Origin of the sequence: Furfurilactobacillus rossiae DSM 15814, from assembly GCF_000428925.1 — a bacterium.
Classification (GTDB): domain Bacteria; phylum Bacillota; class Bacilli; order Lactobacillales; family Lactobacillaceae; genus Furfurilactobacillus; species Furfurilactobacillus rossiae.
The window spans coordinates 1-24,992 of the sequence record NZ_AUAW01000010.1 but is presented as its reverse complement, the minus strand read 5'-3'; the positions used below and the strand labels follow the sequence as shown (position 1 = coordinate 24,992).

Genomic DNA, 24,992 nt, shown 5'->3' with positions numbered 1-24,992 from the left:
TGGGTGGATGCAATGAAAAAGGGTCCAAAAATATTAATTGCAATAATCGTTTTGGTTGTTTTTGTTACTGGAATAGTTGGAATCAAGAATCAGTTCATTATTTCAAAGGATCAACTGGCTGCCAACATCACTAAAGCCACTCAAAATGAAGACGGTGACTTGTTTCTAAAACAGTTTGATAAAGATAGCCAAAATTTAGGCTTTGCCAAAATAGGAGCACAGAGTGTTGTTGAACAATGGCATAACCATGCTTCAGTTCCGACAGCGGAAGTCGGGAAGCGTATCACGGACGGGCATACAATTGCTGGTCCATCCGTTAAATACAAGTTTTATGTAGAGTCAAAGAAAGTATTTGGATTGTTTGATTCATACTATTTGGCGGCAAAACCAACATCCGTTCATTTTATGACCACGGATGATACAGCGAAAATGCGAATTAACATTACGAATGGTGGGAAACATATAAAAGCTACGGCACAAGATTTTAGAAACGGGCTGTTTCCCGGAAAATATAGCTTTCATGTTGACAGTCCTACTGAAGATGGGCGAAATCAGTCTGGTGATTTTTATGTAGCCGTAGCCGGTAGTGAAAATCGATTCGATATGGTTCTTTACTTTATTGATTCAGATTCAGAAGGGGAATAAATGAAAAAATGTGTGAATTGCGGGCATTTAAATCCCGACTCAGCAAAGTTCTGTCAAAAGTGTGGCACGCCTTTAACCAGTAATCCACACGGTGATAACAGGTCGAATGATGATCAAAATAATGCAAAGGTTGTACGCAAACATCATGGCTGCCTTTGGCTAGTCCTGATAATGATAATTTTATTGCTCGTTTCTGGGCTGGGTTATTGGCTTTACGATACTGGTCGAATCAACATTGGGGGTATGAATGCTGAATCAAGAAGTACCCGTCATGATAGTGAAGCAAGTAGTTTGAAAAAAGAAAATGAACGTTTGAAAAAGACTAAAGAAAGCATTACGAACACGAAGTCTACGAGTTCAAGTTCAATTACAAACTCGAGTTCGAGTGCTACAGCTTCGACGCAAACAAGCTCTAATGACGTTACCCCATTAAGTTCATCTCAAAAATCTGCAATTTCGTCTGCATTTACAAGCTGGGCATCTCATCGAGCCCAGATGGGAAATATGGCTGTTAGCGACTGGTATTTTGATCATGGATCAGCTGGTGATTCTGATTGGGTAGCAATGACCTCTGATGGAAAAGTGTTAGTGCAAGATAACGGTAATCCTGGTTCTGCAAATTACAAAATTCAAGCAATCGGTGGCGTCGTATTCTACTCAGCTAAGGATGGAACAACAGGTCTAGATAGTGGACTAAGCAGTGGTAGCAATGCTGACGGCTATTCAACAAATATGAGTTTTAGCAAGCCGATTAGTAAGTATTTATTAGCTAACAATGGAGTTGTCTATGAGCTTAAAATACCTGCTGGCACCAGCGCTTCGCCGACTACTGGTTTTACTAATGGAGAAGGTGCAGGTGATGGCAATCAGACTTTCCAGGTCTCACAGGATAATGCCGCTCAAAATGAATTAAAACAGTTAATTTCTCAAAATAAGTGAACTGAGAGGTAAGATTTAAAATGAAGAAAGCGATCCTAGTAGCTGTAGCTGTCTTACAATTAGGCTTGTTGGCGGCATGTAGCAGTAATAATTCAAGTAGTTCGAGCAGTAGTTCAGATACGGCAAAAAGCAGTAGCTTAGCCAGTTTGAAGCGAGAAAATAAACGACTAAAAGAGAAGAATAAGAAAGAAGCAAGTTCGTCAACTCAGAACTCGGTCAGTACGGAAAGCGATAGTGTTAGCTCTGACGCAAGCAGTGTTAGCACTAGTTCGGCAGTGTCGATTGCAAGCAGTTCGTCGCAAGCGCAATCTTCCTCCACTGCTCCAACGGGTCCAGCGGGTGAAACTGCCCAAAGCATGCGTGATTCATTAGCTAGTCAGTTTGGTTGTGATTCGGCAGCGTTGGCCTCAGTACCAGATAGCACTTTAGTTCAACAATATACTGCCTCTGAAGGCGCTGGAGAGGATATTGCCGGATTTTATAATCGAATTCATTCAGCGTATCCAAGCATAGGTGGTAATGTTATGGGGCAGAATCCTGATAACAATAGCAACGATAGTAGTGTTGATAGCAACGACGACAATAATGAAAATGATGATGATTAAAAAATATGGGTAACCACAAGTAAATGTGGCTACCCATATTTTTTGATCTGTGTAGACGAAATTATTGTTGGCCTTGAAAAGATGTAGATTAACAAATTCCTAATAAAATTAAGGCTTAAAACTGCTCGGGTTGGAATCGAACCAACACACTTTCGATTAACAGTCGAACGCAGTACCATTGTGCCACCGAGCAATATCAATCAAGTTGATTTGTTAATATTATCAAGCAACTTATGAGAAGTCAATGAGTAAATGAGAAAAAATAAAAGAAATCGTTTTCTTCGCTGATTCACCGCTCTTCAACAGTCGATATTCCGGCATTTTTTCAAATTTTCGTCACAAACGCTTAACTCCCCTCAAATTGAACAGATGAGTATGCTAAAGTTGTGAATAGTAAATCATCACGGAAGAACTGGAGTAACGAATGATAATGATGACCGCAGCAAGTTTTAGCGAATTTTTTGAACAGTTTAAGTGGCAGACGTTTGGCCCGCATTTATTGAATATGGTACTTCAAATTGCATTATATTCAGTGCTGTTCTGGTTCATTAACCGAGCAATTGTATTTTTGATTGACCGAAGTTTTGGCACCTACATGAAGAATCGGCGCATTAACCAAAAAAGGGCGGAAACGTTACATACCTTAGTTCGCAATACTACTCGTTACATCGTTGTCTTCTTTTTCCTCTATACGATTTTGAGTGTTCTTGGCTTTCCAATTGGAACATTGATTGCGAGTGCTGGAATTGTAACGGTTGTTGTTGGGCTCGGTGCTCAGGGGATTATTCGCGACGTAATTGCCGGTTTTCTGATATTAATGGAGCAACAGATGGAGGTCGGCGACAACGTCATCATCAATGGCACGACATCGGGACGCGTAGTTGCGTTTGGCCTGCGTTTGACAACGATTAAGGATGCTGATGGTGGACTTAATTACATCACCAATAGCAGTATCACCACGATTACGAATCAGTCACGCACAAACATGCGAGTCCAGATTGATTTGCCGTTAAAAGCTGATACAGCTACGAATCAGGCCATTAAAACTGTTAAAGCTGTGAATGACCGTCTGTTGCCCAAACACCCGGAAGTCGTTGGCCGTGCTGTTATTCAGGGGCCAACGATTTTGCCCAAGACCCACTTGCTGGCAATTTCAGTGACAATGTATGTAAAAAACGGGGACCAGAGCAATGTCCGATCCACGTTTACGACGAGCTATTTAAATGCGTTGCATCAAGAAGGAATTGAATTGCCTTAAGCTAGTCATTTTCATGCTTACAGTCGCGTTTGTTTTAACCACCGATGGACGCTAGGCCAACTATTCGTATTAATAATCACCCGCGGCGTGTTTTTCAGATCCGTGTTTTCATCAACGATACCAGTGTTTAGTGTGTAGATGACCTCCAGTGGTTGACGTTCCAGAAACTCCTGAACCTGTGCATCACCACTCCCATAAGGATACGTGAAGATTGGCGTTTCGGCGTCAATCTTTTTTTGCATCACATTTTGGCTGGTTGCGTAGTCACGTTTGAAACGCATAAAGTTGCGGGGAACATTGAAGACTGGTGTGCCGGCACTATTAAGATAATGCATGTTGTTAGTATGCACGGCAAACGTCACCAAGTCGCCAGCCTGTTTTCTCATGGCTAAAATTTGTGACCACGTTGCCAGTTTAGTGCCTGCTCGGTAGGCCCCAGTATTACCCGTAATGATGGAAACTGTAAACGGAAAGTGGTGTTTGATCATCACTGGGGCGGCGTTATCCACAGTAGTTCGATCGATATCATCAAACGTTAAGACAACGTAGCGACCATGAATGCGTCGGTGTGATTCCACCATTTGAACCATTTGTGCCGTGGAGATCACTTTAACGTGCTCACGAGCTAAAGTGGCCATTTGTTGCTTGAAATCACTGAGATTGACGTTGAAATCGTGAAACTGACTGTTGGGGGACAAACGCTCGTCCAACTTGACCGTTTTGTTGTCGTCCAAGATCCGGTGATAACAGAAAACCATGATGCCAGCGGGCTTCTTTTCATCATGAGTGGAAATAGCGTAACTAGGTTTATTACCCAATTCAAATGCAATATTGCGTTTGACGCTCACCGCTAGCACTCCCAAAACGAGTAGTAAAAAGCCGGCTAAAATCCATTTACGCGTTGTCTTGCTCACGATGCTTTGCCCTCCGTTTCAAAGTGTTAATGTGCAGTGTGCCAAAAAAGGTGATCAAAACAGCCACAATGATGACGAGAATTGCCAGCGTTTTGTACAAATGTAGTGATAAATTCAGGACAAGGTAATCCGAAACGAGGGCGTCAGAATAGACGCCTAGCAAAAAACAAACATTGATATAGATAATGAATCCAGTAATTAACCAAAGTACTAATAAAATCACTGCTCTACGCAGACGTTCCCAAAGTGATGGTCGTTTGCGGATGATCAATGAGCGAGGATCTTTTTGTTGACGCATTATAACCCCCGATCTGGACTACGCCATGTACCTGCATGGTGGGGATCCAAGAAGAATGAGGCCAGTGCTGACAGGCAACTGACCAAATTAATAAACCAGTAGAAAATGATGTAGACGGGCAACAGTAGCAAGTCTTGCCAGGTGATGAAATCGGACTGTTTGGAGTCGGCAAAGCCAATTAAAAATTGAATAATGCTGATCAGCACTAATAAAAATAGGACCACGCCATCCATAATTAATGTTTGTGTGAAGGCAATGGTAAATACATAAAAAAGTAGTACAAATGCACAAGCTAACGCCCAGGTATCACTGAGGACCATATCCAACAACAGCCATTGTGCGCTGAGTGGTCCGCGTAACAACATGCCCTTATTACGCCACAGTACTTCAAAGCCACCACGGGCCCACCGCTGCCGTTGATGTATTAGTGCACCGACATGTTCAGGTACTAAAATCCACGCCACGGCGTCAGGACAGTAGCTGACTTGCCATTGGTGTTGATACAAACGCCATGTGATATCGATGTCTTCAGTCAAGGCTTGCGGATTCCACCAGCCGACATCTGCAAGTGCTTCACGGCGGTAGGCCACCACAACGCCTGAAACAGTAGTGATGTGACCGGTGATAAAGGCCTGACCACGTTTGATAATGTCGATGACACCGATATATTCCAACAATTCAAGGCGCCCTAATAAACTAGTCCGGTTGCGCACGATAGGTTTGCCGGCGACTGCACCAAGATTGCGGTTGTCATAAAAGCGGGCCAGCATTGGTTGTAAGACATCGGCATCGACGTAACAATCGGCATCAAGACATAGCAAGAACTTACCGTGAGCCTGTTTAGCCCCCTCATTAAGAGCATTGGCTTTGCCACGATTAGGCATTAATGGGACAAGCTTGATATCACAACGTTTGGCATATTGTCGTGCCAATTTTTGCATAACATCAAACGTATTATCGTCGCTGCCGTCGTCGATAAGGATTAATTCGATGTGCAGGTAGCTTAAGGCGGCGACGGATTCAACCACACCGCTGAGGGTAGTGCCTTCGTTATGCGCCAGGATAAGCACCGATACCAAATCGTCTGGTTGACCAGTGGGCTGATTGACGAGAGGAACAGTGCGTTGTTGGATTGAAAAAAAGATTGAGCTGATGATCCAGATAATCGAAACAATTACCGGATATAAAATGACGTATGTGCTAATTAAGTTCATGATGCTCCCCGAAGTGTTGTTAGATAGGTTGTCGTGCAAGTTGAAGAAATTGACTCAAAAATTTTTGAGAAGCCGTTAATATTTGTTTGTCATTAATTTTGCTGTGGGCATCTTTGTCGGCCCAAATAGAGACACTGCTACCGACAATGTTGTGTAGTGAATTGAGGCTTGAATCGTTGTCGTTATCCCAGATGGTGGGGTCCCAATTTTGCTTCATGTCATTGGTCATGTACGCGACGTTGCGAGATTTAATGTTCTTTTGTGACAAATTAAAATAGAGGTAATAGTCGTTATAGTTGAATACTTTGAACCCATGATGAATCAATTCAGGCATTGTGGCCCACGCTTTTTGTCGTTCTTTACCAGGTGCACCTTTTTCATCGGCCGTCCAATTCCAGTAAGTAATCTGGATGTGCTTATCATATTGATTTAGTGCCCGACTCATATAACCATCATTCCATGCCTCAGGGATGAATCCTTGGGCCTGAATGTTCTTGGCCAGCGCATTTAGATAGGTTATGTAGGGCTTATTGCTTTTTGTTTGATCGGTAAACTCATCGCCGCCCAAGTGAAAATGCATGTCTGCCTGACCCGAAAATGACTGCGCCACTTCGTTATCAAGTTGTTTAACAAACGTTATGCTGGCGTTACTTAAGTGAAATTCGCGACCGTAACTCTTATTTTTGTATGTCAGTTGATTAATTTGTTGTGTTTGATGATTGGCACGCATCGTTTTGATCATGCCGTCAATGTGTGCGGGCGTATCGACTTCTGGAATTAGCGTAATGTGTTTTTGCTTAGCAAACGTAACCAGATCAGCGATCTGTGACTTACTATAAAAAGCCTGGTGCGTTTTGTTATTACGCCAAACCCCATTTGTTTGTGTTGCATTAGCCAATGTTTGACCAACTGTGTCATTTTCAATCGCAAACGACTGTGCGTCACTAAGATGTAGTTGAACAAAGCGGCCACGATTTTGGGCGACCTGCGAAATAAATGATTTGATTGTATCAGGTTGATAGTAGCGGCGTGCGACATCAAGAGTGAGGCCATTGAATTGGCCGTTTTCAGCTTGTTGAGTGGCGGCACAAACGTTAATTTGTGTTAAATAAATGCCGATAACGATTATAAAAGTGATGAGTAGCGAATAATGTCGTAATTTCATAACGTTGTTCCCTTCATAAAGCATCGTTTCATATCATACTGCATGCTAAGATTGAATAACTGAAAAAAATCAAAGCTTTATGAAAATGGTTTATTTTTCTAAGCAAACTTTAACAAGAAATATTTACAAATGTTTGCTTGTTTTATTGGAATGTTTTTTTAGAAAGTTCGTCAAAATGGCAAATAAAACATTTTACAAAATATAAAAATAATAATTTAACAGAAAACACAAACCATTACGATATTTATAAATTAAAAGTTCGTGAATTAGATTGAATTGTCACGGAACTGTCGTTTACAATTACTCGTGTACTTAAACAGCAAACTTTGTGAGGGGGATTCACACGAATGCATCGTAATTTAAAACGACTGTTAATTGGTTTGACTAGTACGCTAGCTGCCGCAACGTTAATGACGTTCGGACATCCAGGTGACGTATCGGCTAAGTCTACATATACGCCTAAATCTTTGACCGTCCAATTTGTCCCGTCTTCAAATGCCAGTTCCATTGAAGCCAAGGCAAAACCGCTGGAAGGCTTGCTTCAGAAACAGTTACATGTTCCGGTGAAGGTTAGTGTTTCGACTAACTACAATACGATTGTTGAAGCTATGGGATCGAAGAAAGTTGACGTTGGCTTTTTACCACCAGATGGCTACGTTCAAGCGCACAAGATGAATCATGCGAAAGTACTGCTACAAGCTTTACGTTATGGTGTGGATGAGCCAAGTGGTAAGAATAACAAGAAGTTGGTTAACTATTATCGTTCAATGATCTTGGTCAAGAAGGATAGCGGCATTAAGTCATTGAAGGATTTAAAAGGAAAGAAGATTGCCGTACAGGATACAACATCAACAGCCGGCTACATCTTCCCCGTGGCCGAATTAGCCAAGCATGGCGTCAACATCAAGAAAGACAATATCAAAACCGTCACTGTTACAGGACATGATCAAGGCGTGATGTCTGTGGTTAATGGCAATACGGACGCCGCTTTTGTATTTGCCGATGCCCGTCAGATTGTTCAGAAAGACGTTAAGGATGTCTTCGAGACTACTAAACCACTTTACCTCACAAACAAAATTCCTAACGATACAATTTCTGTCCGCGGAGATATGAGTCCAAAGTGGCAAAAGAAAATTTCTCAAGCGTTTATTAAAATTGGTAAGTCTAAAGATGGACGGAAAATCATTAAGTCTGTGTACAGCCACGAAGGCTACGCTCCAGCCAAGGACAGCACTTTCAACATTATTCGCAAATATGACAAACAAGTTAAAGATGCCGAATAAAAGGTGATTCTAATCATAAAGTGAACGGGCCTAACTTCGCTCACTTTATTTTTGTGAAGAGGGAAATGTTTATGACTAACCCGGAATTAAAACCGGTAATTGACGTGCAACACGTTTCTAAAGTTTATGACAATGGCACAAGTGGGCTGACTGATATCAATCTACAAGTTAGGCCTGGCGAGTTCGTTGTTATTGTGGGGCTTTCCGGTGCCGGTAAGAGCACGCTGATGCGAAGCTTAAATCGTCTGCATCAAGTGACGGAAGGACGTGTCCTAATTGATGGCCAATCAATTACTGAGGCTAAAGGTCGAAATTTGCGTCAGTTACGTCGTGAAGTGGCGATGATTTTTCAAAATTTTAACTTGGTTAAGCAGTCGACGGTGTTGCGCAATGTTTTGGCTGGCCGACTGGGATATTATCCGACATGGAGAAGTAGTTTGGGGCTTTTTAAGGACACAGACAAACAACGTGCATTCAAAGCATTAGAAAGGGTTAATCTGTTAGATAAAGTGTACCAGCGTGTTGATCAATTGTCGGGTGGCCAGCAACAGCGGGTTGCAGTAGCTCGGGCGTTTGTTCAGGATCCCAAAATTGTCTTGGCAGATGAGCCGACTGCCTCTCTTGATCCCAAAACGGCCCATTTGATCATGAATGATCTTAAAAGTATGAATCAGGATCTAGGTAAGACAGTGGTGGCAAACCTACACTCAGTAGCTCTAGCTAAAGAATATGCGACCCGAATTGTCGGCCTCCGTGCTGGCCGAATCGTTTATGATGAGGCGATTCGGGACGTCACTGATACTGACTTAACTGATATATATAATGGCGGTTCGTTAACGGGAGATGGCCAATGAGAATCCCTAAGCGAACAATTGCACAACGATTTCACGTTCGGCTAGTTGGCAGTCTGCTCATACTAATAGGCCTGTTAATAGTCAGTAATAAGTTTTTAAGGCTTGATTTTAATGCTTTAATTCAGAACTTTGACCAATTCTTGGCCCTTTTAAAGGATATGATGCATCCGGACTGGAAATCTGCACCATTTGTTGTTCAGCCAATGATGGAAACCATTCAAATGGCACTTATTGGGACTACGGTTGGCACACTCCTGGCGATTCCAGCTGCGGTGATTGCAGCCCGCAATGTCATCACGAACAAATGGATCACTGGCGCAGTGCGAATTGTTTTTAACATTGTGCGCACATTGCCGGATTTATTACTTGCTGCGCTTTTTGTAGCTATTGCAGGTATTGGTCCGTATGCTGGTGTGCTGACATTGACGATTTTCTCATTTGGAATGATCACAAAACTATTTTACGAATGTATCGAAACGATTGACAACGGCCCGCTTGAGGCTATTTTAACGACGGGTGGCAAACGTAGTGCCATGGTTGTCTTTGCGGTTTTACCACAAGTTTACAGCCGTTTCGTCAGTTATATTTTGTATACTTTCGAAATTAACGTTAGGGCCTCAACGGTGTTGGGCTATTTAGGGGCGGGCGGTATTGGTCAGCAGTTACAAACATCGTTATCCGAGTTTCGCTACGATCAAACTGCAGTTATTATTTTGGCGATTTTAGTTGTGGTTTTAGCAATTGACGGCGTTAGTAACTTCGCAAGGGAGCGTCTGCAGTAATGGATTCAACACAGTATAAGTTATCAAAAAACAATCATCTGAAACGTCGCTGGTTTTGGGCCCTACTTATTGTACTTGTTTATGGATGGGGAATTTTCGGCATAAATTTTAGTAAGGTACAGTCGTCAGCCGGTGCAGTTACCAGAGCTGTGTTAATGGGCATTGTACAACCTGATTGGCATTACGTGTACCAAGGTAATGGCGAGGATCTAGTTAGCGTGATGCTCCAAACATTGGCGATTGCGTTTGTTGGCACCATTATCTCAGCTTTTATCAGTATTCCGTTCGCCTTTTGGGCAGCCAAGCGGCGTCAACGACACTTTTCAGTTGTGTCCACTAGTGGCCGGGTCATCTTGGCTGTTGTAAGAACTTTTCCAGAGATTGTGTTAGCAATTATGTTTATTAAAGCAGTAGGACCAGGTGCCTTTGCGGGTGTATTAGCACTTGGCGTGCATTCAGTGGGGATGTTAGGCAAACTCTTTGCCGAATCAATAGAAGCAATCGATATTGGTCCTAGTGAATCAATTGCCAGTGTCGGTGGGAATGCTGTGAATGGTCTTATGTTTGCTACACTGCCACAAGTGTTGCCTGCATTTGCGTCCTACAGCCTTTATCGTTTTGAAATATCAGTCCGTTCCGCGACCATTTTAGGTATGGTTGGCGCTGGTGGCGTTGGGACGCCGCTTTTGTTTGCAATTCAAACGCGTTCCTGGAGTCGCGTTGGCATCATCCTTATTGGGATTATTATCACGGTGACGATTATTGATTATTTATCGGGCTGGTTGCGAAAACAACTGGGCTAAGGAGAAAGGAATGAATGAGATGAAAGTGTATTTCAACCATGATGGTGGCGTTGATGATTTAACTTCCTTATTTCTTTTGTTACAAATGCCAGAAGTGGAATTACTTGGCGTGGGGGTAATGGGTGCCGACAGTTATGTGGAGCCCGCCACTTCAGCGACTCGAAAGATTATTGATCGTTTTGGCAGCGGTAAAACAATTGAAGTTGCAAGTTCGGATGCTGGTACACGACATCCATTTCCAACGGCTTGGCGCATGGAAACTTTTTCTATGACAGCGTTGCCCTTGCTTAACGAGTACGAGCCAATCAAAACACCATTACGAGGCGACACTGCAGCGAACCATTTACAGCAAATCTTGAGTGGGGCGAATGAGCCTATAACGCTATTATTTACGGGGCCGTTAACGGATTTAGCAACAGTTATCCATAGCCAACCTGAACTAACAGATAAAATCGCACGCTTAGTATGGATGGGTGGAACTTTTCTTGATCGCGGAAATGTTGAAGAACCGGAAGCCGATGGTCACGCGGAATGGAACGCTTTTTGGGATGCAGAAGCTGTTAAAACGGTTTGGAATAGTGGAATCAAGGTTGATATGGTCGGGCTGGAAAGTACTAATAACGTGCCTTTAACGTCTTCCGTGCGGCGTCACTGGGCACATCGTCGGCAACAAGTCGGTTTTGATTTTTTAGGCAATAGTTATGCGTTAGTGCCTGAGCTGAGGCACTTTGTTGCAAATTCGACGTATTTTTTGTGGGATGTTTTGGCGACTTGCTATTTAACTCATCCAGAAATAACCACTACTAAATTGGTGTATGGTGACGTTATTACGGAAGGACCGTCGCTTGGTAGAACGATATTAGCAGCTGCGGGTCGGCCAATTAAGTTGGTTGAAACTGTGAATAGTGTACAGTTTTTCGATTTAATTGATACATTGGCTACAACAGCAAAATAGATTCATTTGTGGCGTGCTGATATTCTGCACCAGCAAGATTGTGCAATGCAAATTCGGCCGGTAGTTTGACATAAATGAAACGACCAGTTTGTTTTACGAAACGTGTGGTGAACGGTCATTGAGAGGATTGAGTCTAACTCTTCAATTAGGAGTGGGCTCATTTTTTCTTTGTGCTTGAACATAGACGCGAGACTACGTTCTTCCTTACCCATGACAAGTTCTGAATTTAACTTCTTCTTGTGCTAAAGTAGACGGAGACATTTTTCAGAAAGGGCGAGGTGAGTGACGTGGCGACAATCAAACTAGGTATCCGTGAATTGGTAGAATTTGTCTTACGAAGTGGCGATTTAAATCCACAAACAGATGCTAGCAGCAATACGGCACTCGCTGGTGCGAATATTCATCGCCGCCTACAAAAGCAACGGCTTAAAGATCATCCAGATTATCAAAAAGAGGTTGGGTTAAAGACGACTGTGACGATGAATGATCAAAGTTACAGCATTCACGGGCGCGCTGATGGCATTTTTGAGGCAGATGATCAGTTACATATTGAGGAAATCAAAACCTCTGATTTAGTCTTTGAAGATGTGCCAGAGAGTACTCTGACACTCTTCTGGGGCCAGGTGAAAGTATATGGCTATTTGTTGATGAAAGATCAACAACGAGATCACGTGACACTACAACTTACGTATTATCAAACAAACGAAGACAAAGTGACAATTCGGGAGCAAGAATGGTCGTTTGAAGAGTCGCAAAAATTCTTTCATACTCTCATTGATGAGTATGAGTCTTGGCTAATTTTACGGGCCGATATGCGTACTCAGCGAGATCAAACGATTTCGTCACTAAAGTTTCCATACGCTACTTACCGCACTGGTCAACATGAGTTGGCAGTGGCAACCTATAAATCCATTATGCTAAAAAAGCAAATGTTGGTGGAGGCACCGACTGGCACGGGAAAAACGATTTCAACGTTGTTTCCGACGATTAAAGCAATGGGTGAAGGGCTTATTCAGCGGACGTTTTACCTGACTGCCAAGCAAAGCACGCGGCGTGTTGCCGAAGATGCTTTATCTTTAATGGCTACTCAAGGTCTTTTACTGAAGAGCATCACATTAACAGCTAAAGAAACAATTACGTTTCCGGAGGAAGTCGACGTTGCACCGACGGATAATCCGTTTATGCTGGGGTACTATGATCGATTGAAGCCAGCGTTGATGGATGTTTTGACACATGAATACCAGATTACCCGGGAAGTTGTTGAAACGTATGCGCGCAAGCATACGTTGGATCCATTTGAGTTTTCTTTGGACATCAGCCTATTCTGTGACATCATTGTTTGTGATTATAATTATTTATTTGATCCATTAGTGTATCTGCAACGATTCTTTAGCGAGAAGGACGAAGACAATTTCTTCCTTATTGATGAAGTTCATAATCTGTTAAGCCGGGCACGAGAAATGTACTCAACTAGTGTGGATGAACAGTCGATCAAGGAGCTAAAACCACTGTTCAAAGGAGATCGCGGCTTCCATCGCCATGTCAACACGCTGGTTAAAACCTTCAAGGCATTGGCATCCTTATTGGACGATGAACAATCGGAGAATCTCACCATTCAGCCTCCACTGACGTCATTTGTTGAGGAGCTACAACACTTTAACGATTTCATTTCTGATTGGCTACCAAAGCAGGAAGATGGCGAAGAACTACAAAAGGTGCTGGACGCTTACTTTGCCTGTCTAGACTATGTTCGGTTAAGCGATAATTATGGCGAAGAGTATCGAACGCGATTGTTTCAAACAAATCGTGGACTCTGTGTGCGACTAGTTTGTTTGGATCCCAGCTCGTTTCTTAATCAGTCGATGCATTTGGGTCGTGGTGCCGTTCTATTTTCCGCAACTGTGACACCGCTTAGTTATTACCAACAGGTGCTGGGCGTTGATGAGGATGGTATCACTTATCAGCTGCCATCGCCGTTTGAGCCCCGGCACCAGGCAATTTTGGTGGCAAATTATATCCAAACGACATACCGTCAGCGGGATGCCAATTTGTTGAAGATTTTGACGAGTATTCATACACTAGTGGCGGGTAAAACAGGCAACTATCTCATTTTCTTTCCATCCCATGGTTATCTGACGACCGTTGTTGAGGCCTATCGGCAGGCTTACCCAGACGAACGGGTGATTCAACAGGAGTCGGCAATGCAGAGCGCAGATCGTGATGCTTTTTTGTCGAAGTTTCAACCAGATGCCACTCAGTCACTAGTCGGTTTTGCTGTCCTCGGTGGGATTTTTTCTGAAGGTATTGATTTGCCAGCGGATCGGTTAATTGGCGTGGGAATCGTCAGCGTTGGACTGCCTGGTTTAAACGTTGAGACTGATCTCATTCGGGACTATTTTGATGAAGCAAACGGTCATGGGTTCGAGTATGCGTATCAATTGCCTGGCTTGAATAATGTGCTGCAGGCGGCGGGACGATTGATTCGCAGCAGTCATGATCAGGGCATTGTCCTTTTGATGGACCAACGCTTCAGCCAACCACGTTATTCAAACCTATTTCCACCACATTGGCGTTTTTGGCGAGGCGTCAACAATGTCCAGGCATTGTCAGCTTGCATAGACGCATTTTGGAAACAGACACAAGCATCACAAACAAAGGAGTCTTAGTGTGGCCACATTTTTAACACCAGCACTTATTCAACATGCTCATGAATTAATTGACGCTAACGAAAATTTAGAGGGTTTTGTTCCTGGAGAAGGTTCGTTGACGCCTAAACTAGTGCTTGTTAGTGAGGCGCCAGGGGCAAAAGAGGCAGAATTAAGTCACGGTTTTCAGGGACCAGCCGGGACGGAATTGAACGATTGGCTGGCATTGCTTGGCCTTACTCGCGATGAAATCTACATGACTGGAGCCGTTCGAGCACGGCCATTTACAGAGAAGAATGGTCGCAAACGTGATCGACGCCCAACTCAGGCGGAGTTGAAGGCATTTGCGCCATTATTGGATCATGAATTGGCGGCTTTGCCGGCCGGAACGTTACTTGTTCCGCTGGGGAACACTGGCTTGCAGCGTTTGCTGGGTAACAAGATGAAAATCACTCAAGTTCACGGTGAATTAATGAAGATGCCGATTTTAACTTTCCATGCAGCAGTAGAAAAGTTCAGGCCAAGTGTGCGAACATATTCATTATTCCCGCTGTTTCATCCGTCTTATGTCCGTCGTTTTCCCAGCAAACGTTCGCTGGTTGAGGATGATTTAAAAATGCTAAAGACTTTCCTATAATAAAAACTTTTTAAGAAACGTTTCATGCCCGATTACCGCAAGGAAATCTGGAGCATGGGACTTTTTTTATTAAAAGGCAAAAAAGTGGTTTTAGTTGAACTTTCAATTGTAATGTTTATAATTACAATTGAAATTGAAAATCACACGACCATTTAAGGAGGTTCATTATGCAACATGTTTTAATTTTAGGTGCCGGTGGAAAGATTGCGAAATTAACTGAAACCATGTTATTGGCAGAAACGGATGCAATGATGACACTGTTTCTACGCCATCCTGAAAAGATTGCAGTTAGCGATGAACAACGAGAAACAGTGGTTACCGGAGACGCGGCCAACGCGGACGACCTTGCTCAAGCCATGAAGGGGCAGGACGTTGTTTATGCCAATTTAGCAGGTTCAAATATTGAAACGCAAGCGCAACAAGTTGTTAAGGCAATGAATGAAGCGGGTGTTAATCGTCTGGTATGGATTTCAACACTCGGTATCTATGATGAAGTGCCTGGTGCGTTCGGGAAATGGAACCATCAAATGTTGGATGATGGGTATTTGCCATCATATGCGGCTGCCGCAAAAGTGGTTGAGGACTCAGACCTAGATTACACGATTATCCGACCTGCTTGGTTACAAAACCAAGACGAGATTGATTATGAATTGACAAACAAGGGTGATGCCTTCAAAGGTACAGAAGTGTCCCGTAAGAGTATTGCTGCGGTTGTCACAAGCTTAATCACGGATCCGACAAAACACATTCGCGCTTCATTAGGAGTCAACAAGCCTAACACGGATGGGGCAAAACCTAGCTGGTACTAGTATGGAGCGGAGCTATTAATATGTAACTTTCGTCCGCATAGCGCGTGGCGATGCAGGTATTGTCACTCTAACTTAAAGCATAGTAGCGTAAATAACGACTGTTTGTGACCACGTCATAATGTGGGCCAAACAGTCGTTATTTTGGATGAAAACGCTACTCGTTTTTCAGGTGGACCGCATTATTGATCTTCACCAAAGACAAGATTGAGCGTATTTAGATCTGGGTCGGAAAGTTGGATTTGTTCGTCCGGCTGTTCAAATGGATAGTGTTGGTCGGTTAGTTGTTGAAGTAGTGCCTGCCATCCAGAACGTGTGCCAACATCAATGTCAAAATCCATCAATCCGGTTTGATTAGGGGCCATTTTTGGATAAGGACCGTGCCAATCGTTCAACGCGATGTGGTGGTGATAACCGTCAGCGGCTAGAAAAGAAGCATGGGGTACCAACCAATCCTTGAGGTCAAATCCCAGTGTCTGTTTGTAAAAACGCGTACTTACTGACAACTGGCTGACACGTAAATGAATGTGCCCCAGCCTAGAGCCCACAGCCAAGCCCTGCCAGTGACTGTCTGCTTCGCGAAGTAACGCATCTGTATCCAACGTAATCGTTCGTTGTGGCATGCGACCATCTGGCAGCACTAGCCAGTTTTTCCGAGGAAAGTCATAATACACTTCCACAGCATTCATTTCTGGATCCCAAACGTATAAGGACTGGCTAAAACGATGATCGGCCGCTAAAAATACAGGGATGTGATTTTGTTGATAATGCTGTAGCGTGTTGGCCAGGGCACGGTGTGTTGGTTGCACCCAGGCCGTGTGATAAAGTCCGGTTGTCTGTAAGTTACGGATGGTGTCATAACCTTGCCTAAGGGTTAACCGCGGGCGTTCATCGCCTGGAATCGTTAAAACAGAATTTTTTGACGTTTGTTGCAAGACCATGAGACCAACTTGTTGGGTGTAAAAGTTGGTCATTTTGACAAGATCGTGAACGCGTAAAGTGACGTGGCTGATCTGGGTGTGCGGAGAAATTTGAAATGTCATTAGATCACGCTTTCTGATAGTACATAAAATGTGTGTTTAAGACACTTTTAAACGGCTGAATCTGCTAAAAAAAGTATATGATTATGATAGAAACAATGACTGAGAGGATGACAATGTGCTTAACACCATTGTATTTATAATTACGAGCCAAAGTGCATTACTGACGTGGCTATTTTTTTGTTTTGCGATGCGCAAGACAATAACGAAAAGGCAAATATGGATTTGGTTCGGTCTAACAATAGTGGCTGAGCTTGTGGGACTAGGTTTAATGGCAGCGGGACCAACATGGCCCAAAGGGGTGCCTGCAATCTTGCCATTTTTTGTCGTTAATAGCTTAATGTTGACTTGGGTTACCAGAATTAACTGGATTACGGTTGTGCCATTATTAGTGATTTTTGACTCGTTTCGCCGTTTTGTTGGTGGGGTGCTTGGCCTCATCATTCAATTCTTTTTGACACCAACATTGACCATTTATACACGCACCATCTTTGACAAGAAGTTTAATCTCGCAATGGAATTAAATCAATTAATGGCTGTTCTGCTCGCAATGATTTTATTTCCAATATTCGGTCTTATCGCAGGGCGATTAAACAAACGTTATCATGTCATAGATCGGCTGGTTGTTCTGCGACCGGATGGGTCCGACTACACGTTAGTTGCCATTTACTTTATGGTTTACTTTGTCTCTTTATCAGCGGCGTTGGACCAAAAGCTCCAATTTTTGACCGACCTCACCATGATTTTAGGGATGTTGCTAGGCGGTTTTTATTATTACCTTGTATTATCACGTTTTGAACAATCACGCAGTGAACAGTTGTTAGAAAACTTACGCGGTTATGATGCATCAGTTAGTCGGATGAATGAAGAAATGCATAAAGTGTCACACGATTATCAGAATATTTTACTGGGCCTGAGTTATTTTGTTCGGCGTTCAAACGACAAGGAGCTACAACACTATTTTGCGCAGGTTACGCATGACAATAATCAGCGGATTGAAAGCATCAGCGATGGCGAAATTGAACGGCTACGTTATTTAAACAGCGGTTACGTAAAAGGATTACTGTACTCAAAGCTACTTGAAGCCGAAAAACGCCACATTAAGTTTGAGGTCCGCATCAACGAGGAGATTAAACTTCGTGAAGAACGTTCTGTTGACCTTGTTCGAATTTTTGGAAATGTCCTTGACAATGCGCTTGATGCTGCATTCGAAAGCGATAAACACGTTAAGTTAAGCGCCGCACCGTCCGAAAAATGTAACGTCTTTCAAGTCACAAATACGATTCCGCATGATGTCACTTTTGATCTGACTAAGGCTTCTCAAGTTGGCGTATCAACGAAGCGGGGTCACATGGGAATCGGCATGAGCAATATTCGTCGTTTGGCAAAACAAGGTATAACTGTTGAACAAACGATTGATGGCAATCAGTTTATGACAACTATTCATGTACCTAAGGCTTAAAAGGCGACAACTCGATATTTGTCAAAAGTGTTGATGCCTGAGTGAAAGGCGATAGAAAAAAAGATTATTTCAAACTGCCATTCAGTTGACCTAGAGGTCGATTGGGTGGCAGTTTGCTATTTAAATTACTTGAATCGTTGCACAAAAAAGGCTCCGAGCCTTCTCTACCCGGAACCTGTTACATCAAGGAAAGATCCTCAATCGGCGTGACATTCGTTTTACAATTCGGAATGAGCTAACACCTCAATATTTAATTTACGTAACGCCGTGTCCTGACCTACCTGCCCACTTGTAAACTGTCTGCTAATGTGGGCGGAGTAGTAATCAACATTACCACTGGCCGCTCATCACCATTTGATCGACAGGCAAACGGCGGTATCGGTATTACGCGTGGAACACATATGACTCTGTATCGGCCATACACCTCCCAAGTGAATCCTTTACGGTTTTGGTACGGGAAACGTGGAAACTCAAAGCATCGAGTTTCTGTTATACAAACTTGGTCATTGGTATCGCCTGCTTAGAGAGTTGAAAAACAACCAACATCACATGCTCAACTTGAAACTTTGGTATAGAACTTTTGAAACAGATGAAACAGAACTTGTTGGAGCTTTAATTCGAGTAGCTACCATAACCTACTAGTCACCGACTTTTGGCGCGGACGGCTAATTACGTCATCAATGCGCGACAGATGTCTTTCAACATCATAACTTTACGTGGCCTGCGGACTACCGGCTGAAAATGCCGGGGTAGCAATCAAACTGTCAACCGTGGTTCCAAGAACCAACCCGGCACAGTTTCTATGAGAAGGCGTCGACTGAGGAGGTAATACCTTTCCTCACCAGTATAGTAACACGAAACGTAACCGCTTACAAAAGAAAAACTCGCCAACTTAAGAAATTCTTTTAAAATGTTTTGAGAGCCATTTCAAAGTATTGGTATACCGGCAATATGAGAATTGATCATTGTAAAAATTTATTGTTTTGCCATAATAGATAGCAACCGGTTTAACCGGATTCATGGAAGGCGTTTGACATGCGCTGTTCTTGCGGAAGGATGTTTTGTCATGTGTTAAAGCACAAGTGGGTGTTATTAATCAGCATGTTGATCAACATGGGAATCGGATTAGTAATGCCAATTACGACGATCTATATTCACACGGTTCTCGGAAAGCCGTTGTCAGTGGCAGGCACGACGTTATTGTTTTTCTCAGGTGCATCGATGGTCGGCAACGTCATTGGTGGTCGGCTGTTTGATCGATGGAGTCATAAAGGTCCAGTTATTGTTGGTCAAACGATTGCTTCATTGTCATTATTAATTATTGCATTGTCGCCAACCTGGCCGCTGTATCCGATTGTTTTGGTCTTTTATGGGCTAGGTATCGGAACGGCGTTTGCATCCTTCAACGGGCTGGTTGCAATCTTGCAAGCTGATGAGCCTTTGATGTTCAACTATTCGTTCCTCGCAGCCAACGTGGGGATGGCTGTTGGCTCTTTGAGTGCCGGTGTGCTGTTCGCCATCAGTATTCACCTCACGTTTCTTGTTCCTGGAATCTTGTTTGGTCTAGCTGTCCTCATCGATATTTTCAAACTGGAGGATGGAAATGCTCAGACAGTTAAAGGACCGACGAATAATGTTGTTTCCAACCCAATCCATGGCGCGTTTCGTTCAATTATTTTGATTGCGTTCGCTTTCTTTGTGATTTGGATTGGATACTCGCAGTGGAACACTAATTTATCCACATACATGACTAGTCACGGGGCTAGTGTGGCCGAGTATAGTGCATTGTTTACACTGAACGCTGTTGTACTTGTACTGATTCAGCCATTTGGAAACCGAATCCTGCCACGCATCTTTCCACGCAAGAAATATCAAGTCATTTTCGGTACGGTAGTATTTGCATGTTCATTTTTAATGATTATTCACCAGCCACATTATATTAATTTTGTGATGGGGATGTTGCTGCTGACGTTTGGTGAAATGGTCGTAATGCCAACGATTCCGGCTTGGCTGAATGAATTTGCGACGCCAGGCAACCGGGGAACCATTCAGTCCATCAGTAGTCTGGCAGGCGGTTTTGGTCGGGCTGTCGGACCTTTACTAGGTAGCTTAATCATTGAAGCCACGTCGTATCCCGCCATGTTTATGTGGTTGTGTGCCGCGGATATTGTTGGCGCGGGGCTGCTGGTACTGGCCATTGACAGACAACCGAATGGCAAATAAACTTTGATTTGCTGTATTGCACAAAAAATTCAGTCATATTGAATATTTATCAAGTTGGAAGCTTGAAGGTGCTGATTGATGTCGCTTGTGGTTGTCAATAATGAAACTCCGTCGTGGGACCGGTTCAAGACTCCTGAAACCCAAAGCCTTTCACCTCGCCATGAAGCCTCGTGGGAAACCGAGGCTTCATGACAGTCCGTGTTGTAAATTCGAGAAAACCATTCGAATTTACAATTCTTGCACGCCTTGGTTTCAGTGTTGACGCCCTTCAGCTACTGATGCGCTCATTCGCGTCCATTACTAAGTCATCAAATTTTGTTATGTAAACGGAACTAATTTAAGATTGCGACCGTCCCATGAAACGGAGCCTCTGCCTGGCGGAACGCTTTCAAATCTGAAAAAAGTAAAAAAATAAGTCCACCGGCGTCGTTTGAAAACGGCATTCGGTGGACTTATTTAGTGTAAACAAACATTACTTGCTGAACTTATCGTCACGAACGAACAGGGTGACTTCAACACCATCAACATTGATGGTACGACGTTCTTCTTTGGCTTCTTGGCCTTCTGGGAATTCTTCTGCCATGTATGTTCACCTCTTTCAACGGTTATGAAAATTCATAACACAAATCTCAATTACAATTATTATTGTAGTCGTTTCACTGAAAGTTTGCATAATTTTGTGCACGAAAGCGACAAAGTTAATTAGCATTTTATTTAAAATAGATGGCAACTCACTTTACTTGTTTCAATACTTTAAAGTCGCTAAGCTGGATAGCGAAAGTAAAAGATGGAGCGCGACAATCATTAAGAATCATATTGGAAGACACATAGAACGAGAACAAAGAAATTGGTTACAAACGCAGGCAGCCGAAATTAGCAAATTGGGCGGAGCAATGCGACATTTGAGCTTGAATGTTGTGGCATATGTCTCAATTTCAGTTATTGAATATGCTTTGGCAGCAATAAGTCAGTCGCAAACTTTGCGTGCGGATGCGTTTAACAATCTTTCGGGGATTATATCTAGTTTATTGTTGATGCTTGGTTTGCACATTGCTAGGGATACTGACGACGATGAATTTGATCGTGGTGTCGGAATGACTAAACAAAAACAAACTATGGGAACGATGCAAAGGGTTCGTTTTACGCGATTTCGTGCTGAAACGATTTTTACTTTGGTTACCAGCGTCATCATGCTCGGTATTTCCCTGCAGGTTATCTATAGCGGCATTCGGGGACTTATTAATCCGGATACGCGTGTCATTCCGCAACCAGTGGCGCTGATTGGGGCAGCTATTGCCAGTGTCATCATGCTGATCGTATGGTATTTGAATCGGCAAGCAGGCAGAAAATTGAAAAATGCTGCATTAACGGCTTCTGCACAAGATAGTTTAAGCGATGCCTTTACCAGTATCGGAACGTTTGTATCAATCGCCGGGGCATTATTGTTTAACATTTCATGGCTGGATGGCGTGGCCAGTGTTGTGGTTGGCTTGTTTATTTTATTTGCTGGCTTGAAGATTTTCTTAGACAGCAGTCTTAATTTGGCGGATTACTTTGATCCTCGGATGGAAGCCACGTATCGTGATGCAATTGAAGATGTGGACGGTGTCCGTGGCGTGGGCGAATTAAAGGCACACTACAACGGCAATCTTGTGACACTAGACGTGATGATCTATGTAGATGCAGACATGAATATTTTGGACAGTTATGGTTTGAGTGAACGCATTGAACGTTTGATGCGTCATCGGTACGGCATTACTGATACTGACGTGGCTACTGTGCCAGACCCTGCAACTATTCACAAACACAAGAAGCATTAGATAGACAAACAAAATACCAGTCAGATGAACGATAAATTCGTCTGACTGGTATTTATTAATGGAATGTTTAATTGTCGTTCGCGACTACTTCTTTAACAACTTTTCAACCGCTGCCTTAAGTTCGTCGTCCTTCATGGACATGTAAGGTGCTACTTCGTCGGCCGTTTTGTTGGTGTCGTGAGTATCCTCGTCCATGTAGTGGTTCCATACTGCGTCGCGAATCGGTAGGGTGCTGTCGCTCCAGTCAAACACTTCGTTCATTGGTTGATCTAGTAACTTTGTCATTTCAACTGTTTGTGCCATGTTGAAATCAGCCTCCCTTTCTTTTATGATCACCATCTATGGTAGTCCTTTTTGACCAATGTGAACCAATTAATTGAAAATTTTTTTGAAAACGATGTGGTAACATCAAAATAGATAATTTGGAGGATTAACAAATGAAGGGTAAGTACGAAGTGACACGCTTTGTCGGCATTCCGATGACGACTGATGATAGTGGTAAATATGTTGTGAGTGGTGATGGCAAACCACATGAATGGCGGGTTGGCAAACATACGAAGGGCAAGTTCGATCGTTTGGGACAACTGTTTCTAACTGAAAACAACTTGATGGTGGCCATTATTGCGGCTTATCCAGTGCCATTCAAAGAACGTCACCAGTGGACGCCGATGCAACGGTTCACCAGCGAGCATATCAGTGATGATCTCGTTGAGCAATTACGTTCCTCAAACAATATTACTGACGGATTGTAGATGGTTCGCGCTTCCGCTTCCGGTTGCCAACATTGACACGCTCGCCGTGGGACCGGTTCAAGCCCGAAGTTCACGGTCTTTCACCTCGCCGCCAAGCCTCGTAAAGACCGCGAGTCTTGGCGACCGTCCGTAACCTAAATTCGGATAAACCACCGAATTAACGTTACCTTCACGGCTCGGTATCAATGTTGGCGCCCTCTCGCTCATATAGATAATGTAAAAACCAGCTCGGTCAGTTGAGAATAAAACTGTTTTATCGAACATGAAAAGGCTTACAATATAACCGATCTAGTCGCGTTGTGAAGCCAAGGGAGGATAAAGCATGTTTTTAATTGATGTTAGTCGCAATGGCAAACCGGTCTACGACCCGATTGTTAATCAGTCGTTAGACAATTACTTAGTAAACGATCTGCGTCTGCCAGGACACGGTCTTATCGTGTATGTAAATCAGCCGTCCGTTATTGTTGGGGTTCATCAAAATGCCTATGCAGAAGTTGATCTGCCATATTTGAAAAAGAAAAACATTAAGCTAGTGCGCCGTACTTCTGGTGGCGGAGCGGTATACCATGATTTTGGTAACATTATTTTTGAAAACATTGTTATCGGTGACACGAGTAAGTTTGGTCATTTTGATGCATTTGCCAACCCCATTCTGAATGCTCTTCATGATATGGGAGCAACGGATGCACAACTGCGTGGTCGTAATGATATGGTGATTGACGGGAAAAAGTTCTCTGGCATGACGATGTTTAAAGTTGGCGATTCATATGCTGCCGGTGGGACATTGATGTACAACTTAGATTTGACAGCGGCGAGCGACGTACTGACACCAGAAGCTGACAAGTTGGCATCAAAGGGTGTTAAATCGGTTGATAGCCGGGTGACAAACATCATGTCGTACTTGAAGCCTGAGTTCCAAAATTTGGATATTGAAACATTTCGCGCAGAATTATTAAAGCGGCTATTCCATGTTGACGACGTAAGTAAAATCGAAACTTATCACTTGAATGACCATGACTGGGAGATCATCGACAAACGGTTAGCTGGTAAGTACGACACCGATGCCTGGAACTATGGTGAGAATCCAGGTTTTGATGAATATCGCTCCAAACATTTTCAGATTGGCACCGTGGCGTTTAACTTTACACTTAAAGATAATAAAATTGCTGATTTTAAAACCTATGGTGATTTTATCAATGGCGGTGATCCAGCAATTGTTGATAAGGCAATGCTTGACGTTGCTTACACCAAGGATGGCCTAACAGAAGGACTCAATGCCGGTAATTACAAACAGAATATTGGCGACATTGATGTTAATGATCTGGTTGATCTGATCTTAGAGAAAGAATAGTTTTTGATTTGATCCCGGTTGCCGGTATTGACAAGCTCACCATGGGACCGGTTCAAGCCATCGAAGTGCGATGGCTTGAACCTTGCCGACCGTCCGTAACTTAAATTCGGATAAGCCACCGAATTAATGGTACCTTCACGGCTTGGTATGTTGGCGCCCTCTCGCTCATATAGTGACCGCTTTAAACAGACATTAATTAACATCAAATAATAGCTTGTGGTAGATTGTAAAATTAATCCGAACGCTGTTCGGACAAAAAAGATCAGCTTCCTTTAAAATGGTGTTTACCACAAACCCATCTTTTAGGAGCTGATCTTTTGTCTAGTATAACCTATTCCGAACGAATTAAAATCGAAACCTTTTGTGAACTAGGGCTGTCCAATATCCAAATGGGCGTTCGGCTGAACCGATCACCGTCAACAATTTCTTATGAATTATCTCGATGTCAACCTTATCAGGCTGAATTAGCACAAACAGATGCCGAATACAAGCGATCACGATGTGGTCGGAAAACTAAGCTGAGCGATGAGTTAAAGCAAAA

24 protein-coding genes, 1 tRNA gene and 1 pseudogene are annotated in these 24,992 nt (G+C 43.1%); 19 read left to right on the top strand and 7 right to left on the bottom strand.

What is annotated here, in order from left to right; genetic code table 11:
• Positions 1–12: 12 nt before the first annotated feature.
• The 4 genes and pseudogenes from G400_RS14780 to G400_RS0107610 all read left to right on the top strand — a co-directional run bounded on the left by G400_RS14780 (position 13) and on the right by G400_RS0107610 (position 2,189).
• Positions 13–645, top strand: a complete 633-nt coding sequence (locus G400_RS14780) for a hypothetical protein (protein WP_017262999.1) — start codon at positions 13–15, stop codon at positions 643–645.
• Positions 646–717: pseudogene (locus tag G400_RS16645) on the top strand (zinc-ribbon domain-containing protein); the annotation flags it as partial.
• A gap of 99 nt (positions 718–816) precedes the next feature.
• Positions 817–1,584 carry a hypothetical protein gene (locus G400_RS0107615; RefSeq protein WP_225351486.1) on the top strand — a complete coding sequence of 256 codons (768 nt, stop codon included), beginning with the start codon at positions 817–819 and terminating at the stop codon, positions 1,582–1,584.
• Between the two features lie 20 nt (positions 1,585–1,604).
• A complete protein-coding gene (locus tag G400_RS0107610; protein ID WP_017262997.1) occupies positions 1,605–2,189 on the top strand; it encodes a hypothetical protein in 585 nt (194 codons plus the stop codon).
• A gap of 121 nt (positions 2,190–2,310) precedes the next feature.
• On the opposite strand, the gene G400_RS0107605 is transcribed toward G400_RS0107610, so the two are convergent.
• A tRNA-Asn gene (locus tag G400_RS0107605) sits at positions 2,311–2,382 on the bottom strand.
• 237 nt (positions 2,383–2,619) lie between these two features.
• Here G400_RS0107605 and G400_RS0107600 point away from each other — a divergent pair.
• Complete coding sequence (locus tag G400_RS0107600) at positions 2,620–3,447, top strand: mechanosensitive ion channel family protein (protein ID WP_017262996.1); 828 nt, start codon at positions 2,620–2,622, stop codon at positions 3,445–3,447.
• Positions 3,448–3,464: 17 nt separating this feature from the next.
• Here the strand turns inward: G400_RS0107600 and G400_RS0107595 are convergent, their stop codons facing one another.
• From G400_RS0107595 to G400_RS0107580, 4 genes are read right to left on the bottom strand one after another with little or no spacing between them, the layout of a single operon-like run.
• Positions 3,465–4,361, bottom strand: a complete 897-nt coding sequence (locus G400_RS0107595; protein ID WP_017262995.1) for a polysaccharide deacetylase family protein — start codon at positions 4,359–4,361, stop codon at positions 3,465–3,467.
• Positions 4,342–4,659, bottom strand: a complete 318-nt coding sequence (locus G400_RS0107590) for a hypothetical protein (protein ID WP_017262994.1) — start codon at positions 4,657–4,659, stop codon at positions 4,342–4,344. The genes G400_RS0107595 and G400_RS0107590 overlap by 20 nt, the downstream gene beginning before the upstream one ends.
• Positions 4,659–5,873, bottom strand: coding sequence for a glycosyltransferase (locus tag G400_RS0107585; RefSeq protein WP_017262993.1), 1,215 nt, complete (start codon positions 5,871–5,873; stop codon positions 4,659–4,661). Before G400_RS0107585 ends, G400_RS0107590 begins: the two co-directional genes overlap by 1 nt.
• Before the next feature lie 19 nt (positions 5,874–5,892).
• Entirely contained in the window at positions 5,893–7,038 is a 1,146-nt protein-coding gene (locus G400_RS0107580) for a family 20 glycosylhydrolase (protein ID WP_017262992.1), read from the bottom strand.
• 347 nt (positions 7,039–7,385) lie between these two features.
• On the opposite strand from G400_RS0107580, the gene G400_RS0107575 reads away from it, so the two are divergent.
• The 8 genes from G400_RS0107575 to G400_RS0107535 all read left to right on the top strand — a co-directional run bounded on the left by G400_RS0107575 (position 7,386) and on the right by G400_RS0107535 (position 15,806).
• Positions 7,386–8,321 carry a phosphate/phosphite/phosphonate ABC transporter substrate-binding protein gene (locus G400_RS0107575; protein WP_017262991.1) on the top strand — a complete coding sequence of 312 codons (936 nt, stop codon included), beginning with the start codon at positions 7,386–7,388 and terminating at the stop codon, positions 8,319–8,321.
• Between the two features lie 71 nt (positions 8,322–8,392).
• Positions 8,393–9,175 (top strand): phosphonate ABC transporter ATP-binding protein, encoded by a 783-nt coding sequence (gene phnC, locus G400_RS0107570; RefSeq protein ID WP_017262990.1) that lies wholly within the window; start codon positions 8,393–8,395, stop codon positions 9,173–9,175.
• Positions 9,172–9,957, top strand: a complete 786-nt coding sequence (gene phnE, locus G400_RS0107565; RefSeq protein WP_017262989.1) for a phosphonate ABC transporter, permease protein PhnE — start codon at positions 9,172–9,174, stop codon at positions 9,955–9,957. Before phnC ends, phnE (G400_RS0107565) begins: the two co-directional genes overlap by 4 nt.
• Complete coding sequence (gene phnE / locus G400_RS0107560; RefSeq protein WP_017262988.1) at positions 9,957–10,760, top strand: phosphonate ABC transporter, permease protein PhnE; 804 nt, start codon at positions 9,957–9,959, stop codon at positions 10,758–10,760. The genes phnE (G400_RS0107565) and phnE (G400_RS0107560) overlap by 1 nt, the downstream gene beginning before the upstream one ends.
• Before the next feature lie 10 nt (positions 10,761–10,770).
• Entirely contained in the window at positions 10,771–11,715 is a 945-nt protein-coding gene (locus G400_RS0107555) for a nucleoside hydrolase (RefSeq protein ID WP_017262987.1), read from the top strand.
• Positions 11,716–12,002: 287 nt separating this feature from the next.
• The gene (locus G400_RS0107550) at positions 12,003–14,381 is read left to right on the top strand and encodes an ATP-dependent DNA helicase (RefSeq protein WP_017262986.1); all 2,379 of its coding nucleotides are present in this window, start codon (positions 12,003–12,005) and stop codon (positions 14,379–14,381) included.
• A 1-nt stretch (position 14,382) separates the two neighbouring features.
• On the top strand, positions 14,383–14,997 hold the full coding sequence (locus tag G400_RS0107545) for a uracil-DNA glycosylase (RefSeq protein ID WP_017262985.1): 615 nt from the start codon (positions 14,383–14,385) through the stop codon (positions 14,995–14,997).
• A 167-nt stretch (positions 14,998–15,164) separates the two neighbouring features.
• Complete coding sequence (locus G400_RS0107535; protein WP_017262983.1) at positions 15,165–15,806, top strand: SDR family oxidoreductase; 642 nt, start codon at positions 15,165–15,167, stop codon at positions 15,804–15,806.
• A gap of 179 nt (positions 15,807–15,985) precedes the next feature.
• Here the strand turns inward: G400_RS0107535 and G400_RS14775 are convergent, their stop codons facing one another.
• Positions 15,986–16,846 (bottom strand): VOC family protein, encoded by an 861-nt coding sequence (locus tag G400_RS14775; protein WP_017262982.1) that lies wholly within the window; start codon positions 16,844–16,846, stop codon positions 15,986–15,988.
• Between the two features lie 268 nt (positions 16,847–17,114).
• Between G400_RS14775 and G400_RS0107525 the strand changes: the two genes are divergently transcribed.
• The 3 genes from G400_RS0107525 to G400_RS0107510 all read left to right on the top strand — a co-directional run bounded on the left by G400_RS0107525 (position 17,115) and on the right by G400_RS0107510 (position 22,348).
• Positions 17,115–18,305, top strand: a complete 1,191-nt coding sequence (locus tag G400_RS0107525; protein ID WP_162129512.1) for a sensor histidine kinase — start codon at positions 17,115–17,117, stop codon at positions 18,303–18,305.
• A gap of 1,068 nt (positions 18,306–19,373) precedes the next feature.
• A complete protein-coding gene (locus tag G400_RS0107520) occupies positions 19,374–20,528 on the top strand; it encodes an MFS transporter (RefSeq protein ID WP_017262980.1) in 1,155 nt (384 codons plus the stop codon).
• Between the two features lie 677 nt (positions 20,529–21,205).
• On the top strand, positions 21,206–22,348 hold the full coding sequence (locus G400_RS0107510) for a cation diffusion facilitator family transporter (protein ID WP_017262978.1): 1,143 nt from the start codon (positions 21,206–21,208) through the stop codon (positions 22,346–22,348).
• An 84-nt stretch (positions 22,349–22,432) separates the two neighbouring features.
• Here the strand turns inward: G400_RS0107510 and G400_RS0107505 are convergent, their stop codons facing one another.
• Positions 22,433–22,651, bottom strand: a complete 219-nt coding sequence (locus G400_RS0107505; RefSeq protein ID WP_017262977.1) for a P8 family protein — start codon at positions 22,649–22,651, stop codon at positions 22,433–22,435.
• A gap of 134 nt (positions 22,652–22,785) precedes the next feature.
• Here G400_RS0107505 and G400_RS0107500 point away from each other — a divergent pair, with 134 nt between their 5' ends.
• From G400_RS0107500 to G400_RS0107490, 3 genes are all read left to right on the top strand, one after another.
• A complete protein-coding gene (locus G400_RS0107500; RefSeq protein ID WP_017262976.1) occupies positions 22,786–23,100 on the top strand; it encodes a DUF7671 family protein in 315 nt (104 codons plus the stop codon).
• 322 nt (positions 23,101–23,422) lie between these two features.
• Positions 23,423–24,451 carry a lipoate--protein ligase gene (locus G400_RS0107495; RefSeq protein WP_017262975.1) on the top strand — a complete coding sequence of 343 codons (1,029 nt, stop codon included), beginning with the start codon at positions 23,423–23,425 and terminating at the stop codon, positions 24,449–24,451.
• Positions 24,452–24,768: 317 nt separating this feature from the next.
• Positions 24,769–24,992, top strand: a 224-nt coding sequence (locus tag G400_RS0107490; protein WP_027827214.1) for a helix-turn-helix domain-containing protein, incomplete at its 3' end; no start/stop codon positions are given.